Source organism: Aeromonas rivuli (genome assembly GCF_000820045.1).
GTDB classification, from domain to species: Bacteria; Pseudomonadota; Gammaproteobacteria; order Enterobacterales; family Aeromonadaceae; genus Aeromonas; species Aeromonas rivuli.
Genome location: NZ_CDBJ01000100.1, coordinates 1 through 15,742, shown reverse-complemented (window position 1 = coordinate 15,742; position 15,742 = coordinate 1). Strand labels below are relative to the sequence as shown.

At 62.9% G+C, this 15,742-nt stretch carries 14 protein-coding genes; 8 read left to right on the top strand and 6 right to left on the bottom strand.

Features of this window, described 5'->3' with window-relative positions:
- Nucleotides 1–40: 40 nt before the first annotated feature.
- Complete coding sequence (locus BN1130_RS22480) at nucleotides 41–208, bottom strand: hypothetical protein (protein ID WP_198135324.1); 168 nt, start codon at nucleotides 206–208, stop codon at nucleotides 41–43.
- A gap of 56 nt (nucleotides 209–264) precedes the next feature.
- Between BN1130_RS22480 and BN1130_RS19830 the strand changes: the two genes are divergently transcribed.
- The 5 genes from BN1130_RS19830 to BN1130_RS19810 all read left to right on the top strand — a co-directional run bounded on the left by BN1130_RS19830 (nucleotide 265) and on the right by BN1130_RS19810 (nucleotide 7,689).
- Nucleotides 265–1,224 carry an NADP-dependent oxidoreductase gene (locus BN1130_RS19830; protein WP_042044169.1) on the top strand — a complete coding sequence of 320 codons (960 nt, stop codon included), beginning with the start codon at nucleotides 265–267 and terminating at the stop codon, nucleotides 1,222–1,224.
- Between the two features lie 63 nt (nucleotides 1,225–1,287).
- Entirely contained in the window at nucleotides 1,288–1,713 is a 426-nt protein-coding gene (locus BN1130_RS19825) for a YqaA family protein (RefSeq protein WP_042044167.1), read from the top strand.
- 27 nt (nucleotides 1,714–1,740) lie between these two features.
- Nucleotides 1,741–4,554 (top strand): M16 family metallopeptidase, encoded by a 2,814-nt coding sequence (locus tag BN1130_RS19820; RefSeq protein WP_042044166.1) that lies wholly within the window; start codon nucleotides 1,741–1,743, stop codon nucleotides 4,552–4,554.
- 61 nt (nucleotides 4,555–4,615) lie between these two features.
- Nucleotides 4,616–6,211: a glutamate--cysteine ligase gene (gene gshA / locus BN1130_RS19815; RefSeq protein WP_042044165.1), complete on the top strand. Its 1,596-nt coding sequence runs from the start codon at nucleotides 4,616–4,618 to the stop codon at nucleotides 6,209–6,211.
- Nucleotides 6,212–6,474: 263 nt separating this feature from the next.
- Nucleotides 6,475–7,689 (top strand): aldose 1-epimerase family protein, encoded by a 1,215-nt coding sequence (locus BN1130_RS19810; RefSeq protein ID WP_042044164.1) that lies wholly within the window; start codon nucleotides 6,475–6,477, stop codon nucleotides 7,687–7,689.
- Between the two features lie 70 nt (nucleotides 7,690–7,759).
- Here BN1130_RS19810 and BN1130_RS19805 read toward each other — a convergent pair whose 3' ends face one another.
- Together BN1130_RS19805 and BN1130_RS19800 are read right to left on the bottom strand one after the other, a co-directional pair.
- Nucleotides 7,760–8,473: a lipopolysaccharide kinase InaA family protein gene (locus BN1130_RS19805; protein ID WP_052448273.1), complete on the bottom strand. Its 714-nt coding sequence runs from the start codon at nucleotides 8,471–8,473 to the stop codon at nucleotides 7,760–7,762.
- Nucleotides 8,474–8,664: 191 nt separating this feature from the next.
- The gene (locus tag BN1130_RS19800) at nucleotides 8,665–10,455 is read right to left on the bottom strand and encodes an AMP-dependent synthetase/ligase (RefSeq protein WP_042044163.1); all 1,791 of its coding nucleotides are present in this window, start codon (nucleotides 10,453–10,455) and stop codon (nucleotides 8,665–8,667) included.
- A 184-nt stretch (nucleotides 10,456–10,639) separates the two neighbouring features.
- Between BN1130_RS19800 and BN1130_RS19795 the strand changes: the two genes are divergently transcribed.
- Complete coding sequence (locus tag BN1130_RS19795) at nucleotides 10,640–11,182, top strand: hypothetical protein (protein ID WP_042044162.1); 543 nt, start codon at nucleotides 10,640–10,642, stop codon at nucleotides 11,180–11,182.
- A gap of 52 nt (nucleotides 11,183–11,234) precedes the next feature.
- On the opposite strand, the gene rimI is transcribed toward BN1130_RS19795, so the two are convergent.
- Nucleotides 11,235–11,696: a ribosomal protein S18-alanine N-acetyltransferase gene (rimI, locus tag BN1130_RS19790; RefSeq protein ID WP_042044161.1), complete on the bottom strand. Its 462-nt coding sequence runs from the start codon at nucleotides 11,694–11,696 to the stop codon at nucleotides 11,235–11,237.
- Nucleotides 11,697–11,762: 66 nt separating this feature from the next.
- A complete protein-coding gene (locus tag BN1130_RS19785) occupies nucleotides 11,763–12,209 on the bottom strand; it encodes a hypothetical protein (RefSeq protein WP_042044160.1) in 447 nt (148 codons plus the stop codon).
- 161 nt (nucleotides 12,210–12,370) lie between these two features.
- On the opposite strand from BN1130_RS19785, the gene BN1130_RS19780 reads away from it, so the two are divergent.
- Both BN1130_RS19780 and viaA read left to right on the top strand, forming a co-directional pair.
- Nucleotides 12,371–13,984: an ATPase RavA domain-containing protein gene (locus BN1130_RS19780; protein ID WP_042044159.1), complete on the top strand. Its 1,614-nt coding sequence runs from the start codon at nucleotides 12,371–12,373 to the stop codon at nucleotides 13,982–13,984.
- Nucleotides 13,985–14,079: 95 nt separating this feature from the next.
- Nucleotides 14,080–15,537: an ATPase RavA stimulator ViaA gene (gene viaA / locus BN1130_RS19775; protein ID WP_042044157.1), complete on the top strand. Its 1,458-nt coding sequence runs from the start codon at nucleotides 14,080–14,082 to the stop codon at nucleotides 15,535–15,537.
- On the opposite strand, the gene BN1130_RS19770 is transcribed toward viaA, so the two are convergent.
- Nucleotides 15,484–15,742: EamA family transporter (locus tag BN1130_RS19770; protein WP_042044155.1), on the bottom strand; the 259-nt coding region annotated here is incomplete at its 5' end. The two genes, viaA and BN1130_RS19770, sit on opposite strands and share 54 nt — an antisense overlap.

The following is a 15,742-nucleotide window of genomic DNA, read 5'->3' as shown; positions in this document are numbered from 1 at the left end:
TCCGACGGGAGGGGGCTAAGCCCGGTTAGCATGGGGTTTTCTAGTGGGTGAGTATCATCATCAGGCTGAGGAAGGCGGCAAGGGCGCCACCCAGCCCGATGATCCAGTAAAAGCCCTTGGCGCCCCGCTTGATGGGGATGCGAAAGTAGAGCAGAAACAGCCACCAGGCCAGGGCCAGCAGCAGCGGGATAAGAAACATTCGAGCCATGGTGTCCTCACTGTTATCCTGTCGCCTCACCGTCAACCATAAGGATGGAATCTGCAATGACGCAACTACAGATTACCGCATTCGGCCCCCCCTCGGTACTCAGACTAAACCCCTCTCTGGATGGCATGCCCGCCGAGGGTGAGGTGCGGGTGCGCATCTGTTACGCCGGGGTCAACCCCATCGACGCCAAGACCCGCGCCGGTCTAGGGTGGGCCGCCGCCGAAAACAAGGACAAGCTGCCCTGGACACCAGGCTATGACATGGCCGGTGTGGTGGAAGCCCTTGGCCCTGGGGTAGAGACCCTCAAGGTGGGCGACAAGGTGTGTGGCATGATCGGCTTCCCGCTGCAGGGCGGCGCCTACGCCGAGTCTGCCCTGACCCCGGCCGAGCTGCTGGTGCCGCTGGAAGAGGTGAGCCTCAAACAGGGTGCGGCCCTGCCCCTGGCAGGCTTGACCGCCTGGCAGGGCCTGTTCGACCATGGTGAGCTCAAACAGGGGCAGCGGGTACTGATCCTGGCCGGGGCGGGCGGTGTCGGCCACCTGGCGGTGCAGTGGGCCAGGGCCTATGGCGCCAAGGTGACCGCGCTGGCCAGCCCGGATAACCATGGTTTCCTGCACGGCATAGGCGCCGAGCGGCTGGTCGATTACCACGATGCCGATTGGGCTGCTCAGGTCGGTCAGGTTGAGCTGGTCCTGGATTTGGTCGGTGGCGAGAGTGGCAAGGCGGCGCTGGCTTGCGTGGCCAGCGGCGGCCGCCTGATCACAGTGCCGACCATCACGGCGGAGGCGATCAAGCTGGCGGGCAGCGAGCGCGGCATCGAGGTGCGCGGCATGCTGGTGCAGCCCAATCCCAAGCAGCTGGCCCAGATGCTGACCCTGCTGCGCATCGATGAGGCGCAGATCTGCATCAATCGCGAGTTCGAGCTGGCCGACGGGGCCCTGGCCCACACCGCCATCGAAGCGGGTCACACTCGTGGCAAACTGCTGCTGCGCATGCCCGCGAGCGTGGATGACTAACCACAGGCCGCAGGCTGACCGAGCGCATCAGGCTCGGCTTGCGGGCCGGGCGGCGCCCCTCTCATGGAGATGAGTCTCGGCTGGCTGTTTCTGAGCGCCTTTGGCTCGGCGACGCTCTTGCCCGGTGGCTCCGAGCTGCTGCTGGGGGCCATGGCGAGCCGGGGGGAGTGGAGCCCGGCCAGCCTGCTACTCTGGGCCACCATCGGCAATACCCTGGGATCCATGACCAGCTGGTGGCTCGGCTGGCTGGCGACCTTCAAGAAAAAACCCGAAGATTTTCAGGGACGTGGGGAACAAAAGGCGCTTGGATGGCTCAAACAACATGGTCATTGGTGTCTGCTGCTCGCCTGGACGCCCATTCTCGGCGACGGGCTCTGCCTGTTGGCCGGCTGGCTGCGCCTCTCATTCTGGCGCTCGCTTATTCTCATCGGTCTCGGTAAGTTAATCCGTTATGGCCTGGTCCTGTTGCTGGCGATTCAATTCTTCTAGCCGGTGCCTTTCATCTACGAGGTAACAGTGAACAAACTCATCCCACTCGGCATATTGCTCGGGTTCAGCCTGCCACTTCTGGCCGCGCCAACCCTGGTATCCCAGCAGACCAAGACGGCGGGCCAGCTCGCCATTCCCTACCAGATGTACAAGCTGGACAATGGCCTGACCGTGATCCTGGCGCCGGACAGATCGGATCCCCTGGTGCACCTGGATGTGACCTATCACGTCGGCTCATCGCGCGAAACGGTCGGCAAGTCCGGCTTCGCCCACTTCTTCGAGCACATGATGTTCCAGGGCTCCAGGCATGTGGGGGATCAGGAGCACATGCGCATCATCAACGAGGCCGGTGGTGACATGAATGGCACCACCAACAAGGACAGAACCAACTACTACGAGACGGTGCCAGCCAATCAGCTGGAGAAAGTGCTCTGGCTGGAGGCGGATCGCATGGGCTTCCTGCTCGATGCGGTCAGCCAGAAGAAGTTCGAGATCCAGCGCGCCACCGTCAAGAACGAGCGCGGTCAGCGGGTCGACAACCAGCCCTACGGCCTGGTGAGCGAGCGGGTGGGCGAGGCGCTCTACCCGCGCACTCACCCCTACTCCTGGCAGCCGATCGGCTATGTGGAGGATCTGGACCGCGTCGGGGTGGATGACCTCAAGCAGTTCTTCCTGCGCTGGTATGGCCCCAACAATGCGACCCTGACTCTGGGGGGGGATTTTGACAGCAAGCAGGCCCTGGCCTGGATTGAGCAGTACTTCGGCACCATTCCCCGAGGGCCCGAGGTTGCCGAGCCGACCCCCGAGCCGGTGAGTCTGCCCGAGACCCGCTACATCACCCTGGAAGACAAGGTACACCTGCCGCTGCTCTACATCAACTATCCGACCGTCGCCCTGGGGGATCCCCAGGAGCCTGCGCTGGACATGTTCGCCGATGTGCTGGGCGGTTCGGCCAGCTCCATGCTCTATCAATCCCTGGTCAAGACCGGCAAGGCGCTGGAAGTGGGGGCCACTCACTATTGCGAGGAGCTGGCCTGTACCCTGACCGTCTACGCCTATCCGAACCCGGCGGTGGATGGCAGCCTCAAGAGCCTCAAGGCTGAGGTGGACAAGGCGATCGGCGACTTCGCCCAGCGTGGCCTCAAGCCGGAGGATCTGGAGAAAGCCATCAGCAAGTATCGCGCCTCCACCATCTGGGGACTCGATAGCGTCGAGGGCAAGGTCAGCCAATTGGCCATGGGCCAGGTGCTGGCCGGTGATCCCAACTACGTGTTCAAGAGCCTGGATGCCATTGGCAAGGTGACCCCGGAGCAGGTCAAGGCGGCCTATGACAAGTTCATTGCGGGCAAGCCTGCGGTGGTGATGAGTGTGGTGCCCAAAGGCAAGAGCCAGTGGCAGGTGGCTCCCCCCAACTTCACCCCGGCCAAGCGTGAGCTACCCGATTACAACAAGCATGAAGCGGCCCTGCCGCTGCGCCCGGTGACCGACAGTTTCGATCGCGGTGTGCAGCCCAGGGTGAGCGATGCGGTCAGTGCCAAGGTGCCGGCCATCTGGCATGGCAAGCTCGACAAGGGCATCGAGATCATCGGCAGCCAGAGTGACGAGATCCCGGCCGTCTCCATCATGATTGCCCTGCCCGGTGGCATCAGTGCCGAGAGCAAGGGGGAGCTGGGACTGGCCAATCTGACCGCGGCCATGATGGAGCAGGGGTCGGTACGCCTCTCCGAGGCAGCGCTCAGCGACGAGTTGCAAAAGCTGGGGGCCAGCATCGAGTTTTCCAGCGCCCAGTACAACAACCTGATCACCATCAGCAGCCTGACTGACAAGCTGCCCCAGACCCTGGCACTGGTGAAGGAGCTGTGGCTGCGCCCCGGCCTGCGTGAGGCAGACTTTGAGCGCACCAAGGCGCAGTTGCTGCAAGGCATGAAGCAGAGCGAGCAGCAGCCTGAATGGCTGGCGGGTCAGGCGTTTCGCGAGCTGATCTATGGCAAGGGCAGCCGTCTGGGGGAACCGGCTGAGGGTCTGCCCGCGGATGTCGCCAAGCTGACCCTGAGCGATGTGAAGCGCTTCTATCAGCACTACTACGACTCGAGCCATGCCAAGGTGGTGGTGGTGGGTGACGTCACCCAGCAGCAGGTGGAGGATCAGCTCGGCTTCCTGACCGAATGGCAAGGCACGGCCCCTACCCTTGGCGACCTCAAACCCAAGGTGGCGCAAGCCAAGCCGGGCATCTATCTGGTGGACAAGCCGGGGGCGCCCCAGTCGGTGATCCGCATCGGTCGCCGCGCCATGGCGTTTGATACCACGGGGGATTACTTCACCGCCGGTCTGATGAACTTCAACCTGGGGGGCAATTTCAACAGCCGGATCAACCTCAACCTGCGGGAAGACAAGGGCTACACCTATGGCGCCAGCTCGGGTTTCTCCGCCAATCGTGATGTCGGTGTCTTCGCCACCGGTGCCAATGTGCGGGCGGATGCCACCGTGGATGCCATTCGCCAGTTCCTCAAGGAGCTGGAAGGGTATCAGGGGAGCGGCCCCACCCCGGTGGAGCTGGCCTACATGCGCAGTGCCGTCTCCCAGCAGGATGCGCTCTCTTATGAGACCCTGAGCCAGAAGGCGGGCTTCCTGCTGCAGATGATCATGTATGACCTGAAACCGGATTTCGTTCAGGCCCAGAGCCAACTGATTAAAACGGTTTCACAAGAGACTCTAAAGCAGAGCGCGGCCCACTGGCTCGATCCCAAGCAGATGGTAATAGTGGTGGTGGGAGACAAGCAAAAGCTTGAAAAACCCTTAAGCCAGCTTCATCTTCCTATCTATCCGCTGCAACTTCCCTAGAGAAGCGTGCGGCATGCCTGAGTGCCGCCCCGACTGGGGCGGCCAACAATGAGTCTTGAATATGACCACATCTAGCTTGTCACTGCGCGAGTTACTGGCGGCGTTGGGAACCCCGGAGCGTCTCTCTGCCCTCAAGGGGATCCGGCGTGGCCTGGAGCGCGAGACCCTGCGCATCACCCCCGAGGGTGGCCTGGCCCAGGGGGATCACCCCCGCAGTCTGGGCTCGGCCCTGACCCATGCCAACATCACCACCGACTACTCCGAGAGCTTGCTGGAGTTCATTACCCCGGCCACCGACTCTATCGAGAGCCTGATGGAGCAGCTGGGCGACATTCATCACCATGTCAGCCAGCACATCGGCGAAGAGCGCCTCTGGCCGCTCTCCATGCCCTGCTTCGTCGGTGACGAGGAGAGCATACGGCTTGCCCAGTACGGCAGCTCCAACATAGGCCGGATGAAGACCCTCTATCGCCAGGGCCTCAAGAATCGCTATGGCAGCCTGATGCAGGTGATCGCCGGCATCCACTTCAACTTCTCCATGCCGGACAGCTTCTGGTGTGAATGGCAGGATCTGGCGGGGGAGCCCTGTTGCAGCCAGCGCTTCATCTCCGAGAAGTACATGGGGCTTATTCGCAACGTCTACCGCTTCGGCTGGCTGGTGCCTTACCTGTTTGGCGCTTCCCCTGCCATCTGCCAATCCTTCCTCAAGGGGCGGACCAGCACCCTGCCGTTCGAGAAGATTGGCAAGGGGACTCTCTATCTGCCCTATGCCACCTCCCTGCGTCTGTCCGATCTCGGTTATACCAGCAGCTCCCAGAGCATGCTCAATATCAGCCACGACAACTTGCCTGCCTATGTGGCCTCCCTGCGCCGGGCCATCAGTACCCATGACCCCGAGTTTGCCAAGATAGGGGTCAAGGTGAACGGCGAGTATCGCCAGCTCAATGACAATGTCTTGCAACTCGAAAACGAGTTGTATGCGCCTATCCGCCCCAAGCGTACCCCCCGCAGCGGCGAGAAGCCGTCGGATGCGCTGGAGCAGCGTGGTATCGAATACATAGAATTGCGCACCGTGGACGTGAACCCCTTCACGCCGCTCGGTATCGACGTGGAGCAGGTACGTTTCTTCGACGTCTTCCTGGTGTGGTGCCTGCTGCGTCCCTCTGCCCAGCTGTCGGAAGAGGAGATCGCCCGCAATCGTCGCAACATGAACAAGGTCGTGCTGGAGGGGCGTCGCCCCGGCCTGCAGCTCGAAGATGAGCAGGGCACAGCCCTTGGCCTCAAGGAGTACGGACTCAGCCTGTTTGACGAGCTGGACGAGGTTGCGGCCTTGCTGGACCGTTGCTGTGGCCGTAATCGCTATCGTGAGACGGTGGCGACGCACAGAGCCAAGCTCAACAACCCCGAACTCACCTACTCGGCCCGCCTGCTCAAGCTGCTCAAGGAGAGCGACCTGGATAACGGCTGCTTCGGCGACGCCTTGGCCAGTCAGTATCGCGAACAGTTGCTGGCCGGTGAACTGCAGTACTGGGATGAGGCTTACTTTGCCGGTGAGGCGCGGGAGTCCCTGCTCAAACAGCGGGAACGGGAGCGGGGCGACAGCCTGAGTTTCGACGACTTCCTGGCCGACTACTTCGGCCGCACAGTGCCCGCCTGATCGTCTCCTGATACAAAAAGCCGCTCCTCGGAGCGGCTTTTTCATGGCCGCGGGTCGTCTTCCTGGCTGCCCTGTTATCGGGAAAAGAAGTGTGAGTCAGCCTTCACTTCAGCAAGCCCATTGACGTCTTTATTGTCAAACGGCTCACATTTCCCCCTTTTGTCCCTTGAGTCTGGTGCGTCAGGCGCCTAGTTTTCGATCACTGAAACGATTCAGCTTTCACGAAAACCACTCACAAGAACAAGAGACACGAGGATAAAGCCATGTTGAAGAGACTCTCCATTGCCGTGTTGCTCGCCCTGGGCGCGAGCTCTGGCCAGGCCGCCGAATTCCTGCTGACCGATTCCCAGCAGGGGCTGGATGTGGGGGACTGGAAGATCACCAGCGACAAGCTGAGGATCAAGAGCCCGGTGCCCTTCTCCATCGAGAAGAAGCGCCTGCACGGCGGGCGCCAGGAGGGGGTGGACTTGCTCATCGTCGACAACGGGGTGATGAAGATCACCCTGGTGCCGACCCGTGGCATGGGGATCAAGGAGGTCAAGGGGGCCGATGTGCGCCTCGGCTGGGATTCCCCGGTCAAGGAGGTGGTCAACCCGGCCTTCATCGATCTGGAGAGCCGCGCCGGGCTCGGCTGGCTCGATGGCTTCAACGAGATGCTGGTGCGCTGCGGCTATGAGTGGACAGGCCACCCCGGGGTGGATGACGATGGTCGCCTCAAGAGCCTGCACGGCCGGGTGCAGAACATACCGGCGTCCGTGGTCAGCGTGACAGTGGACGAGGAGCCGCCCTACGCTATCCACGTGCGGGGCCGGGTGGACGAACGCACCTTCAAGATGAGCGAGCTGGTCACCTGGACCCAGCTGAGCGTAGTGCCCGGTCAGGCGGAGTTTGCCTTGCAGGACAAGCTGACCAACCACGCCGACTACGAGAACGAGTACCAGATCATCTATCACGGCAACTTCGGGGCGCCCATCCTGGAGGAGGGGGCGCGGGTCAGCACCCCGGTGAAGCAGATCTCCCCGTTCAACGACTACGCCAAGGTGGGGCTCAAGGGGTGGCAAACCTACCTGGGGCCGACCAAGGGCTTCGACGAGATGGTGTTCAACCTGGTGCCCTACAGCGATGCCGACGGCAATACCCTGGCGGTGCTCAACAACAAAGCGGGCAATGTCGGGGTGGCTGTGGGTTACAACACGCACCAGCTGCCTGTGCTGACCCTGTGGAAGAACACCGACACCCGGGCCCAGGGCTATGTGACCGGTATCGAGCCCGGCACCAGCTATGCCTACAGCACCAAGTACCAGCGTCCGCTGGGGCTGGTACCCAGGATCCAGCCGGGGGAGACCAAGACTTTCGATCTGACCTATCGCCTGCTGCGCAATGGGGAGGAGGTGAAGCAGGCCCTGGCCCAGGTGGATAAGATCCAGGCCGGCCGTCCCACAGAGCTGCGGGAGCAGCCCCTGGTCAAGCTGCCCTGAGTGGCAAGCAAACAGCAAAAAGCCGCTCCTCGGAGCGGCTTTTTCATGGGGTGGAGGCCATGAGCGGGCGTCAGTGGCGCACAGGCACTTGAAGGGGACACTGCTTAATCTGTTGCAGCAGATAGTCGCGATAGCCTTCCCCATGCAGCTTGCCGGGTTTGAGGGTGGCCGCCAGGATCTGCTGACGAGCCTTGGCGCCAGAGGGCAGGCGACGTACATGAGTATCAATCCAGATGATCTCCCCCATGGGATCAATCATCAGATTGCCAAAATGGAGATCCCGGTGGCAGTAACCGTGGCTGGCCAGGGTGGCAATCTCCCTGGCGAGTCGGCGTAGCAGGGCGAGGCGCTGTGCCTCGTCGGCGCCGAGAAAGTAATCCTCCCCCGAAACGGCATCTTGCAGGTACTGCACCGCCAGGAAAGAGGCGAGGGGATTGAGAGGGTTGATGGCGATCCCGGCTGCCTGGCAAGGCACCACATTGAGACCGACCTGGCGCAGTATCCGGTTACTGCGCCATTCACGCAGGGCGTCGATGTGACCGATCAGCCGCTTGCCGAGTTGATCGCGGCACAACCAGGCCAGCGACCAGCGTGGATGCTTGTCGGCAACCAGCTTGCACAGGGAGTGACTGGCGTCGTGGCGGCGAAACAGACTGCTGCCGATCTGTTCGAAGTGGGCGGTATCCTGGGTCTTGTCCAGGGACCAGCGGGGCAGTTGCAGTTGATCATGAAACAGCAGGTAGTGATGGGTTTGGCCATCGAATTCGAGTGAAGTCAGCTTCATAAGAGAGTCGCTCTGGGAGTGGTGCGAGCCTGACTTGACGGGATGGCAAGAGGGGCTCATCTGCTATGAAGCCATGGTGCGACTCTGTTGCTGACATCAGCTGAATGACGGGACGAAAACACTGCTTTCAATATGAAAAACGCCGCAGGACCTGGTGATCCTGCGGCGATATCGGGGGATTGGCAGTGAGATCAGAGGTGGCTGTACATGGCCTCGATCTCGCTCTGGTACTTGGCCTCGATGATCTTGCGGCGCAGCTTCATGGTGGGGGTGATCTCCCCCAGCTCCATGGAGAAGGCGCTCGGCAGCAGGGTGAACTTCTTCACCTGCTCGAACTTGGCCAGCTCCTGTTGCAGACCCTGAATGCGCACCTCGAAGAACGCCATCACCCGGGAGTGGCGCAGCAGCTCGGTCTTGCACTGATATTGCAGGTTGATGGAGCGGGCGTACTCCTCCAGAGACTCGAAGCAGGGCACGATCAGCGCCGACACGAAGTGGCGGGCGTCGGCGACGATGGCGATCTGCTCGATGAAACGATCCTTGCCGAGGGTGCCCTCCACCAGCTGCGGCGCCACGTACTTGCCGTTGGAGGTCTTCATCAGCTCCTTGAGGCGCTCGGTGAAGTAGATATTGCCCTCGCCATCCAGCTCGCCCGCATCGCCGGTGCGCAGGAAGCCATCCTCGGTCATCACTTCGGCGGTGGCCTCCGGCTTGTTGTAGTAACCGCGCATCACAGTGGGGGAGCGCACCAGCAGCTCGTTGTTCTCGCCGAGTTTGACCTCGATGCCGTCCATGACGGTACCGATAGAGCCCAGCTTGAACTGGCTGTCCTCGTAGCAGCAGACGGTGGCCGTGGTCTCGGTCATGCCGTAACCGTACTTGAGGTTGAGCCCCATGGCCTGGAAGAAGAGATTCACATCGTCGGCGAGGCGGGCGCCCGCCACCGGCAGGAAGCGGGTGCGGCCACCGAAGCGGGCCCGCAGCTTGCGAAACACCAGCCGCTCGGCCAGGGCCAACTGCAGGTAGAGCAGGGGGGAGGCGGACTTGCCCGCCTGGCGGGTGGCGACCATCTGCTTGCCGACCCCGGTGGCCCAGCCAAACAGGGCGCGGCGCAAGGCCGGGGCCTGGGCGACCTTGGCCTGGATCATGGCGTAGGCCTTCTCGTAGAGGCGCGGCACGGCGCACATCACGGTCGGCTTCACTTCGCCAATCACCTCCATCACCTTCTGGGGATCGCGGATATAGACGTTCTCGGCGCCGCAATAGAGCACGTAATAGCTCCAGGCGCGCTCGAACACGTGGCTCAGGGGCAACATGCACAGAGACACATCCTGCTCGCTCAGATCCAGGCGGCTGTCATGCATCTCGAAGCAGGCGGCGATGTTGGCGAAATCGAGCATGACCCCCTTGGGCTCGCCCGTGGTGCCCGAGGTGTAGATCAGGGTCAGCAGATCATCCATCCGGTAGTGCTGTTCGCGTGCGCGCAACGTCTGTTCGCTGGGCTGATGGTTGCCGGAGGAGAGGAAGGTCTGGAAGTGGCTGGCCTGCTCGCAGCCGCGTAGATCGACACCGCCATCGAGGGCCACAATCTGGCGGATCTCGCCAGCCTTCAGCAAGTGGAGCGCCTGATCGAACTGTGGCTGCTCCCCCACGAACAGCAGCTGGATCCCTGCATCGCGCACTATGTAGCGCAACTGATCTAGGGTGCTGGTGGGGTAGATGGGCACGCTGACCCCGCGAGCGGCCAGGATGCCGAGGTCGGCCTGGGTCCACTCCGGCATGTTGCGGGCATAGAGGCCGACCATGTCACACTCCTGGTGACCGGCCCGGATCAGCGCCTGGGCGCAATAGTCCATGGCCTGTCCCAGGGTGCGCCAGCCGATGGCACGCCATTGGCCATCCTGTTGCACCCGCAGGGCGGCTTTATTACCCAGACGGGCGATGCGTTCGCGAAGCAGATGAAGCAAATGAAGCTGTGACATCCGTAGATCCTCAATGACAGAGAGACGCCCGGCAGGGGCGTGAAAATCGGGCTGGAGTGTAAACTCTAAGATTACGGCTTACAAGTGTGCGCTGTTTTGTTCCTGATCAGGGAGAGCGGATTTTGCTGCGAAATTAATCAAAATCGGCGATAACTGGGAGAGTCGGTCGTCGGAGGCTAGATCAATGAAAAATCTGGGGAAATGGTTAGGACTTCTGTTGGCCTTGCTGTTGGTGGCCGGGGGCGTGGGTTGGTATGCATGGAATCAACAGGCGCTGGCTCGTGGCAACCCTTGGCTCAAGGGCGAACAGGGGGCGGCACGGGCCGGGCAGCTCGCCCGGGAATCCGGCATGGCGGTGCTCTATGTGATCGAGTCAGACAAGTGTCGGCGCTGCAAATTGCTCGACAAGGCGCTGTGGCAGGATCCGGCGCTGACATCCACCCTGGCCGGGCTGATCAAGGTGCGCCTCAACCCGAGTGCGGGGGATGGCAGTGAGCGGGTACTGCGTCGCTTCCCCAAGGTGAATACGCCCCCTGGCATCTATCTGCAACAGGGCGGTGGCCCGCTCAAACCGATACAGATAGTGGTGGATATCGAGCAGATCTGGATGCCGGGAGTGACCTATCGGCGCGGTTTCTTCATGCCGCTGTCGGTCGCGGGCTTCGATGCGGTGTTACGCACCACCCTGGCACTGGACGATCCCGCCTTCGTGTCACTGGCACCCTGAGTGGCAGCAGAGCGGGGGGCGCGCCAGATCAGGGTCAGGCCCGGCTGAGGGGTCAGCCGAAGTCGAACAGCCGGGACATCAGCACGGCATCTTCCCGATCCGGGCCTGTGCCATAGTAGTCGGCGCGGCGGCAATACTCGGCGAAGCCTTCACTCTCGTAGAGGGCGATGGCGCCCTTGTTGCCAGCCCGCACCTCAAGGAACCAGGCCTCGGCTTTTTTTGCCTTGCTGCTGGCCAGATATTCCCTCAGCAGTGCCCGCCCCAATCCCTTGCCCTGAAAGTCAGGATGGACGCAGATGTTCATCAGCGAGCTGTCTCCGGCCACCAGATCCGAGATGTAGAAACCGGCGGGACGCCCCTCCACCAGCAGCAAGCCGTTGAGGTAGCGGGGCCCGAAGCAGGAGAGCAGATTGGCCTGGCTCCAGGGCTCCTGGTGTGCGGCCTGCTCTATGGGGTAGATGAGGGAAAAATCGCTCTCCAGCAGGGGGCGAAATGCGGGCTGGGCTTGGGACATCTGGACTCCGAAACGGGGGACGGCAATCTGGGCCATGAAAAGGTGCAAGGCTAGGGTGGCAATGACTCAGCTCAGGCGCTGGCGAAGCTGTTGCCAGAGTGCCCGTTTCTGGGTCGCACTGGGTTGCAGCGGGCAGACAAGTGCCTGGGGCCAGGCGGGATCCGCCGCTTCGAGCCAGAGCAGGGGCGTTGCCATGCCAGGATCCAGACTCGGCACCAGGCTCACTTCCTGAGTCCCGAATCCCAGTAGCAGGCAGACATCCGCCAGCAGGGTGGGGGCAGGCAGGCTGTCTGCCACTATCCAGAGTCGGCCCGCCGGCAAGGGGGGCTTGGCATGGCTGCTCGGCATGTTGATCCGCGGTTCGACCACAAGCTGGCTCGGCGGTGAGGGGGCGGCCACGTCGGCGGTGTCCTCTGTGGGCGCAGGCTCAGCGCCCAGCAGGGCCGGGCGGCGCACTTGCCACTGGGGTATGCCCATGCGGCTAAGCAGGCCCTGGCGTAAGGGATCTAGCATCTGATTGACTCTGGATTGGCAAAAAAAACTCAAGGAAGGGTACACTCGAACGGCGTTTGCTGCACCCTTTGCCGTTATGCAGCCCGAAACCCGGCGCCTCTTCCCATGAACCGACGCCGCCGACCTGAATCTCCATCCCTATCTCGAGCCGGAATTTGCCTATGTCGCTGTTGTCCCAGAAGAGTCACTCTGCTAACGCCATCACTGAGCGCTTGCCACGGCTGCTGGCTGCCCTGGGGGAGGGATTGTACGAGCGCCAGGATGCCTTGCGTCTGGGGCTGCTGGCCGCCCTGTCAGGGGAGAGTGTCTTCTTGCTCGGCCCCCCCGGTATCGCCAAGAGTCTGATTGCGCGGCGTCTCAAGCTCGCCTTTCATGAGGCGCGTCACTTCGAATACCTGATGACCCGCTTCAGCACCCCGGAAGAGGTGTTTGGTCCCCTCTCCATTCAGGCGCTGAAGGATGAGGGCAAGTACCTGCGCCTCACCGCAGGCTATCTGCCCGAGGCCGAGGTGGTGTTTCTCGACGAGATCTGGAAGGCGGGCCCGGCCATCCTCAATACCCTGCTCACCGCCATCAACGAGCGGCAGTTTCGCAACGGCGACAGTCAGCATCCCATTCCCATGCGGCTGCTGGTCACCGCGTCCAACGAGTTGCCCGCGCCGGACAGCGGCCTGGAGGCGCTCTATGATCGCATGCTGGTGCGGATCTGGCTGGACAGGGTGCAGGAGAAGGGCAACTTCCAGGCCATGCTGGCGAGCGAGGGGCAGTCTCATCAGAACTTGCCCGCCTCGGTGCAGATCCGCAGCGACGAGTACCTGGCCTGGCAGGGCCAGATAGACGAGGTGCGGCTGCCCGATGGCTGCTTCGAGCTGATTTATCAGCTGCGCCAGCAGCTCGACAGCCAGCTGGCCCACCGCTGTTATGTGTCGGATCGGCGCTGGAAGAAGGCGGTGCGGCTCATCAAGGCCAGCGCCTTCTTCAATGGCCGTGAAGAGGTGGCGCCGCTGGATCTGCTGCTGTTCAAGGATTGCCTCTGGCATGACGAGGCCTCCCGCGAGGCGCTGCAGGAGATGCTGGGGGAGTTTGCCCGGCTGCACTGCTACCGCCAGCTCGCCCTGACCCGTCAGCTGCTCGACCTCAAGGAGCGCTTCCGCCTGCTGCAAGGGGAGATGGCCCAGCGTCTGGCGCACAAGGCCAGGCAGCGCCAACAGTGGTTCGGACGCCGCGCCCGTGGCATTGCGCTGCCGCTGACCGGGGCTCACGCCTTCGGCAAGCAGGTACATTTGCATCTGCTCTACCCCGCAGCCCTCGGCGCGGAAGATCCGACCCGACTCACCGAGACCCTGGCATTCGATCGCCACAGATTGGCGCATTGGCACCCCACCGGCGAGAAGCTGGTGGGCTGGCACCTGGGCAGCCCGGCCGAGGGGCACTACGAGCTGGTGCTCGATGATCAACTGCGCCTGGGGGTGCTGGATGTGCAGCGCCAGAGCGTGCCGCTGGTACTGGTGGGACAGCAGCCCCTGCCTGCCGTGGTACTCGAACCCTGGCAGCAGACGCTGACAGAGTTGTTGAGTCAACTCGAGACCCTCAGCCAGGATCTGCGTCGGCAACGCAGCCTGTATGAACGCCAGCAGAGCCACCTCTTCCTCGGTCAGGAGTGGTTGCAGAAGGTGGAAGAGAGCTTCTTCGTGCTGGCCCGGGATCTGGGCCAGTTGCAGGGGGATGCCCGCAGCTGGCGCGAACGCCTCGCCCTGTTTGGCGAGAGGCACTGAGTCGTGGTCGCCGCGCACCTTGTCGTCACCGACCCGTCGTCTGAGAGGATCCTGTCCAGTGCCATGGGCCCTGCTCGCCGCATCCTGAGGTCATCATGATCGAGATCGGCATGATGGACCTGGCCCTGCTGATGGAGGAGGGGGAGATAGCCGGGGAGATGGCGCTGCTGTTGGCCGCCTCACCCAAGATCTCCGAATTTATCCGGCGCGCGCCAGGCAGCCAGGGCAAGCGGCTCAAGCGGCGCATCATGAGCTGGAGCGAGCGGCTGAACGAGGAGATCAAACACAAACCTGTGCCTGTGGTGCTGGAGCAGGAGTATCAACTCTATCAACGCCACAAGGGATTGCCCCTCTCCGAGCTGGTGGGTCAGCTACCGGCCCTGCTCGATCTGCTGGCGCCGAGCAGCCCCTTCGCCGGTGAGGCGCGCAGCCTGGTGCGCCAGCTCAGCGAGCACCCCAGTGAAGGGCTGCAAAAGTTGTTTGTCGAGAAGTGGCGCAGCAGCCTGGTCGGCGCCTTGTTGCAGCTGCAGCACCAGATAGCCGAGGCGGAGCGAGACAAGCTGCGCCAGGAGATAGAGGATCAGCTGCTGGCAAACCGCACCCTGGCCGACGCCCTGGATCCACACCAGATCTCGGCGGGGGGCCTCTGGGATCTCGCCCAGGGCCATTGGCACAAGCGCAGCCTGGAACTCATCAAGCAGTACGCGCGCATGCTCGAGCGTGAACCCCTGTTGCGGGAGATCGCAGACTTGCTCGGGCGCAGCGAGCAGGATCGCCACTCCCGCGAGCGCCCCCTGCCCCCTGTCCCGATACAGGAGCTGGCGGAGGCGGTGAGCGATGATGTGCCGGATGATCTGGTGGGCATACACCCGGGCAACGATCTGATGCGGATGCTGCCCAGCGAGGCGGTGATGCTTGGCTTGCCCGAGCTGGAGCTGGAGTTCTATCGCCGTTATCTCGAGCGGCGCCTGCTCAGCTACCAGTGCCGTGGCACCTTGCCACGCCAGCGCCTGCTGCTGCGCACACCCCAGACTGGGGGGGCGGATCCCCAGTCTCGCGGCCCCTTCATCGTCTGCATCGACACCTCGGGTTCCATGGGCGGTTACCCGGAGGAGTGTGCCAAGGCGCTCTTCCTCGCCCTGCTCAAGGTGGCGATGGATGAGCAGCGGGGCTGCTTCCTGATGCTGTTCTCCACCGAGGTGGCCACCCTGGAGATCCGCGCCGACACCGGCCTGGATCAGGCGGAGCGCTTCCTCTCCATGAGCTTCCATGGGGGTACCGATCTGGTGCCCTGTCTCGCCCAGGCGCTGGAGCAGCTCAAGGAGCCCGCCTTTGCCAAGGCGGATGTCTTGGTCATCTCCGACTTCATCGCCCAGAGCCTGCCCCACAGCCTGCTGGATCAGATGAACGAGCGGCGCCGCCAGCAGACGCGCTTTCACGCCGTGGCCATGTCTCGCCATGCCAAACCCGCCCTGCTGCGGGTGTTCGACAACAGCTGGCTACTGGACTGCGGCTTGCGTGGTCGCTTGCTGCGCCGCTGGCAGCAGCGCTGAGGGACTGGCCACCCGGCTGGCCAGCATGACACCACTCGCCAGCAAGGCCAGGGTCAGCCAATGGGGCAGGGTCAACACCTCGCCAAGCAGCAGGCAGGCGAGGGCGCTCGCCACCAGCGGGGTGAGGGAGCCGACCGCCGAGGTGATCTCGGCCCCCAAGACCCGGATGGCGTGGCCGTAGCAGAGCGCCGCCCCCAGACCCGCC

Bases quoted from the DNA above. Each gene is read 5' to 3' on its own strand.
- BN1130_RS19805 (WP_052448273.1), bottom strand. From the start codon at position 8,473: ATGAAGCTGACTTCACTCGAATTCGATGGCCAAACCCATCACTACCTG.
- BN1130_RS19795 (WP_042044162.1), top strand. From the start codon at position 10,640: ATGAAAAATCTGGGGAAATGGTTAGGACTTCTGTTGGCCTTGCTGTTG.
- gshA (WP_042044165.1), top strand. From the start codon at position 4,616: ATGACCACATCTAGCTTGTCACTGCGCGAGTTACTGGCGGCGTTGGGA.
- BN1130_RS19830 (WP_042044169.1), top strand. From the start codon at position 265: ATGACGCAACTACAGATTACCGCATTCGGCCCCCCCTCGGTACTCAGA.
- BN1130_RS19810 (WP_042044164.1), top strand. From the start codon at position 6,475: ATGTTGAAGAGACTCTCCATTGCCGTGTTGCTCGCCCTGGGCGCGAGC.
- BN1130_RS22480 (WP_198135324.1), bottom strand. From the start codon at position 208: ATGGCTCGAATGTTTCTTATCCCGCTGCTGCTGGCCCTGGCCTGGTGG.
- viaA (WP_042044157.1), top strand. From the start codon at position 14,080: ATGATCGAGATCGGCATGATGGACCTGGCCCTGCTGATGGAGGAGGGG.
- BN1130_RS19785 (WP_042044160.1), bottom strand. From the start codon at position 12,209: ATGCTAGATCCCTTACGCCAGGGCCTGCTTAGCCGCATGGGCATACCC.
- rimI (WP_042044161.1), bottom strand. From the start codon at position 11,696: ATGTCCCAAGCCCAGCCCGCATTTCGCCCCCTGCTGGAGAGCGATTTT.
- BN1130_RS19825 (WP_042044167.1), top strand. From the start codon at position 1,288: ATGGAGATGAGTCTCGGCTGGCTGTTTCTGAGCGCCTTTGGCTCGGCG.
- BN1130_RS19780 (WP_042044159.1), top strand. From the start codon at position 12,371: ATGTCGCTGTTGTCCCAGAAGAGTCACTCTGCTAACGCCATCACTGAG.
- BN1130_RS19800 (WP_042044163.1), bottom strand. From the start codon at position 10,455: ATGTCACAGCTTCATTTGCTTCATCTGCTTCGCGAACGCATCGCCCGT.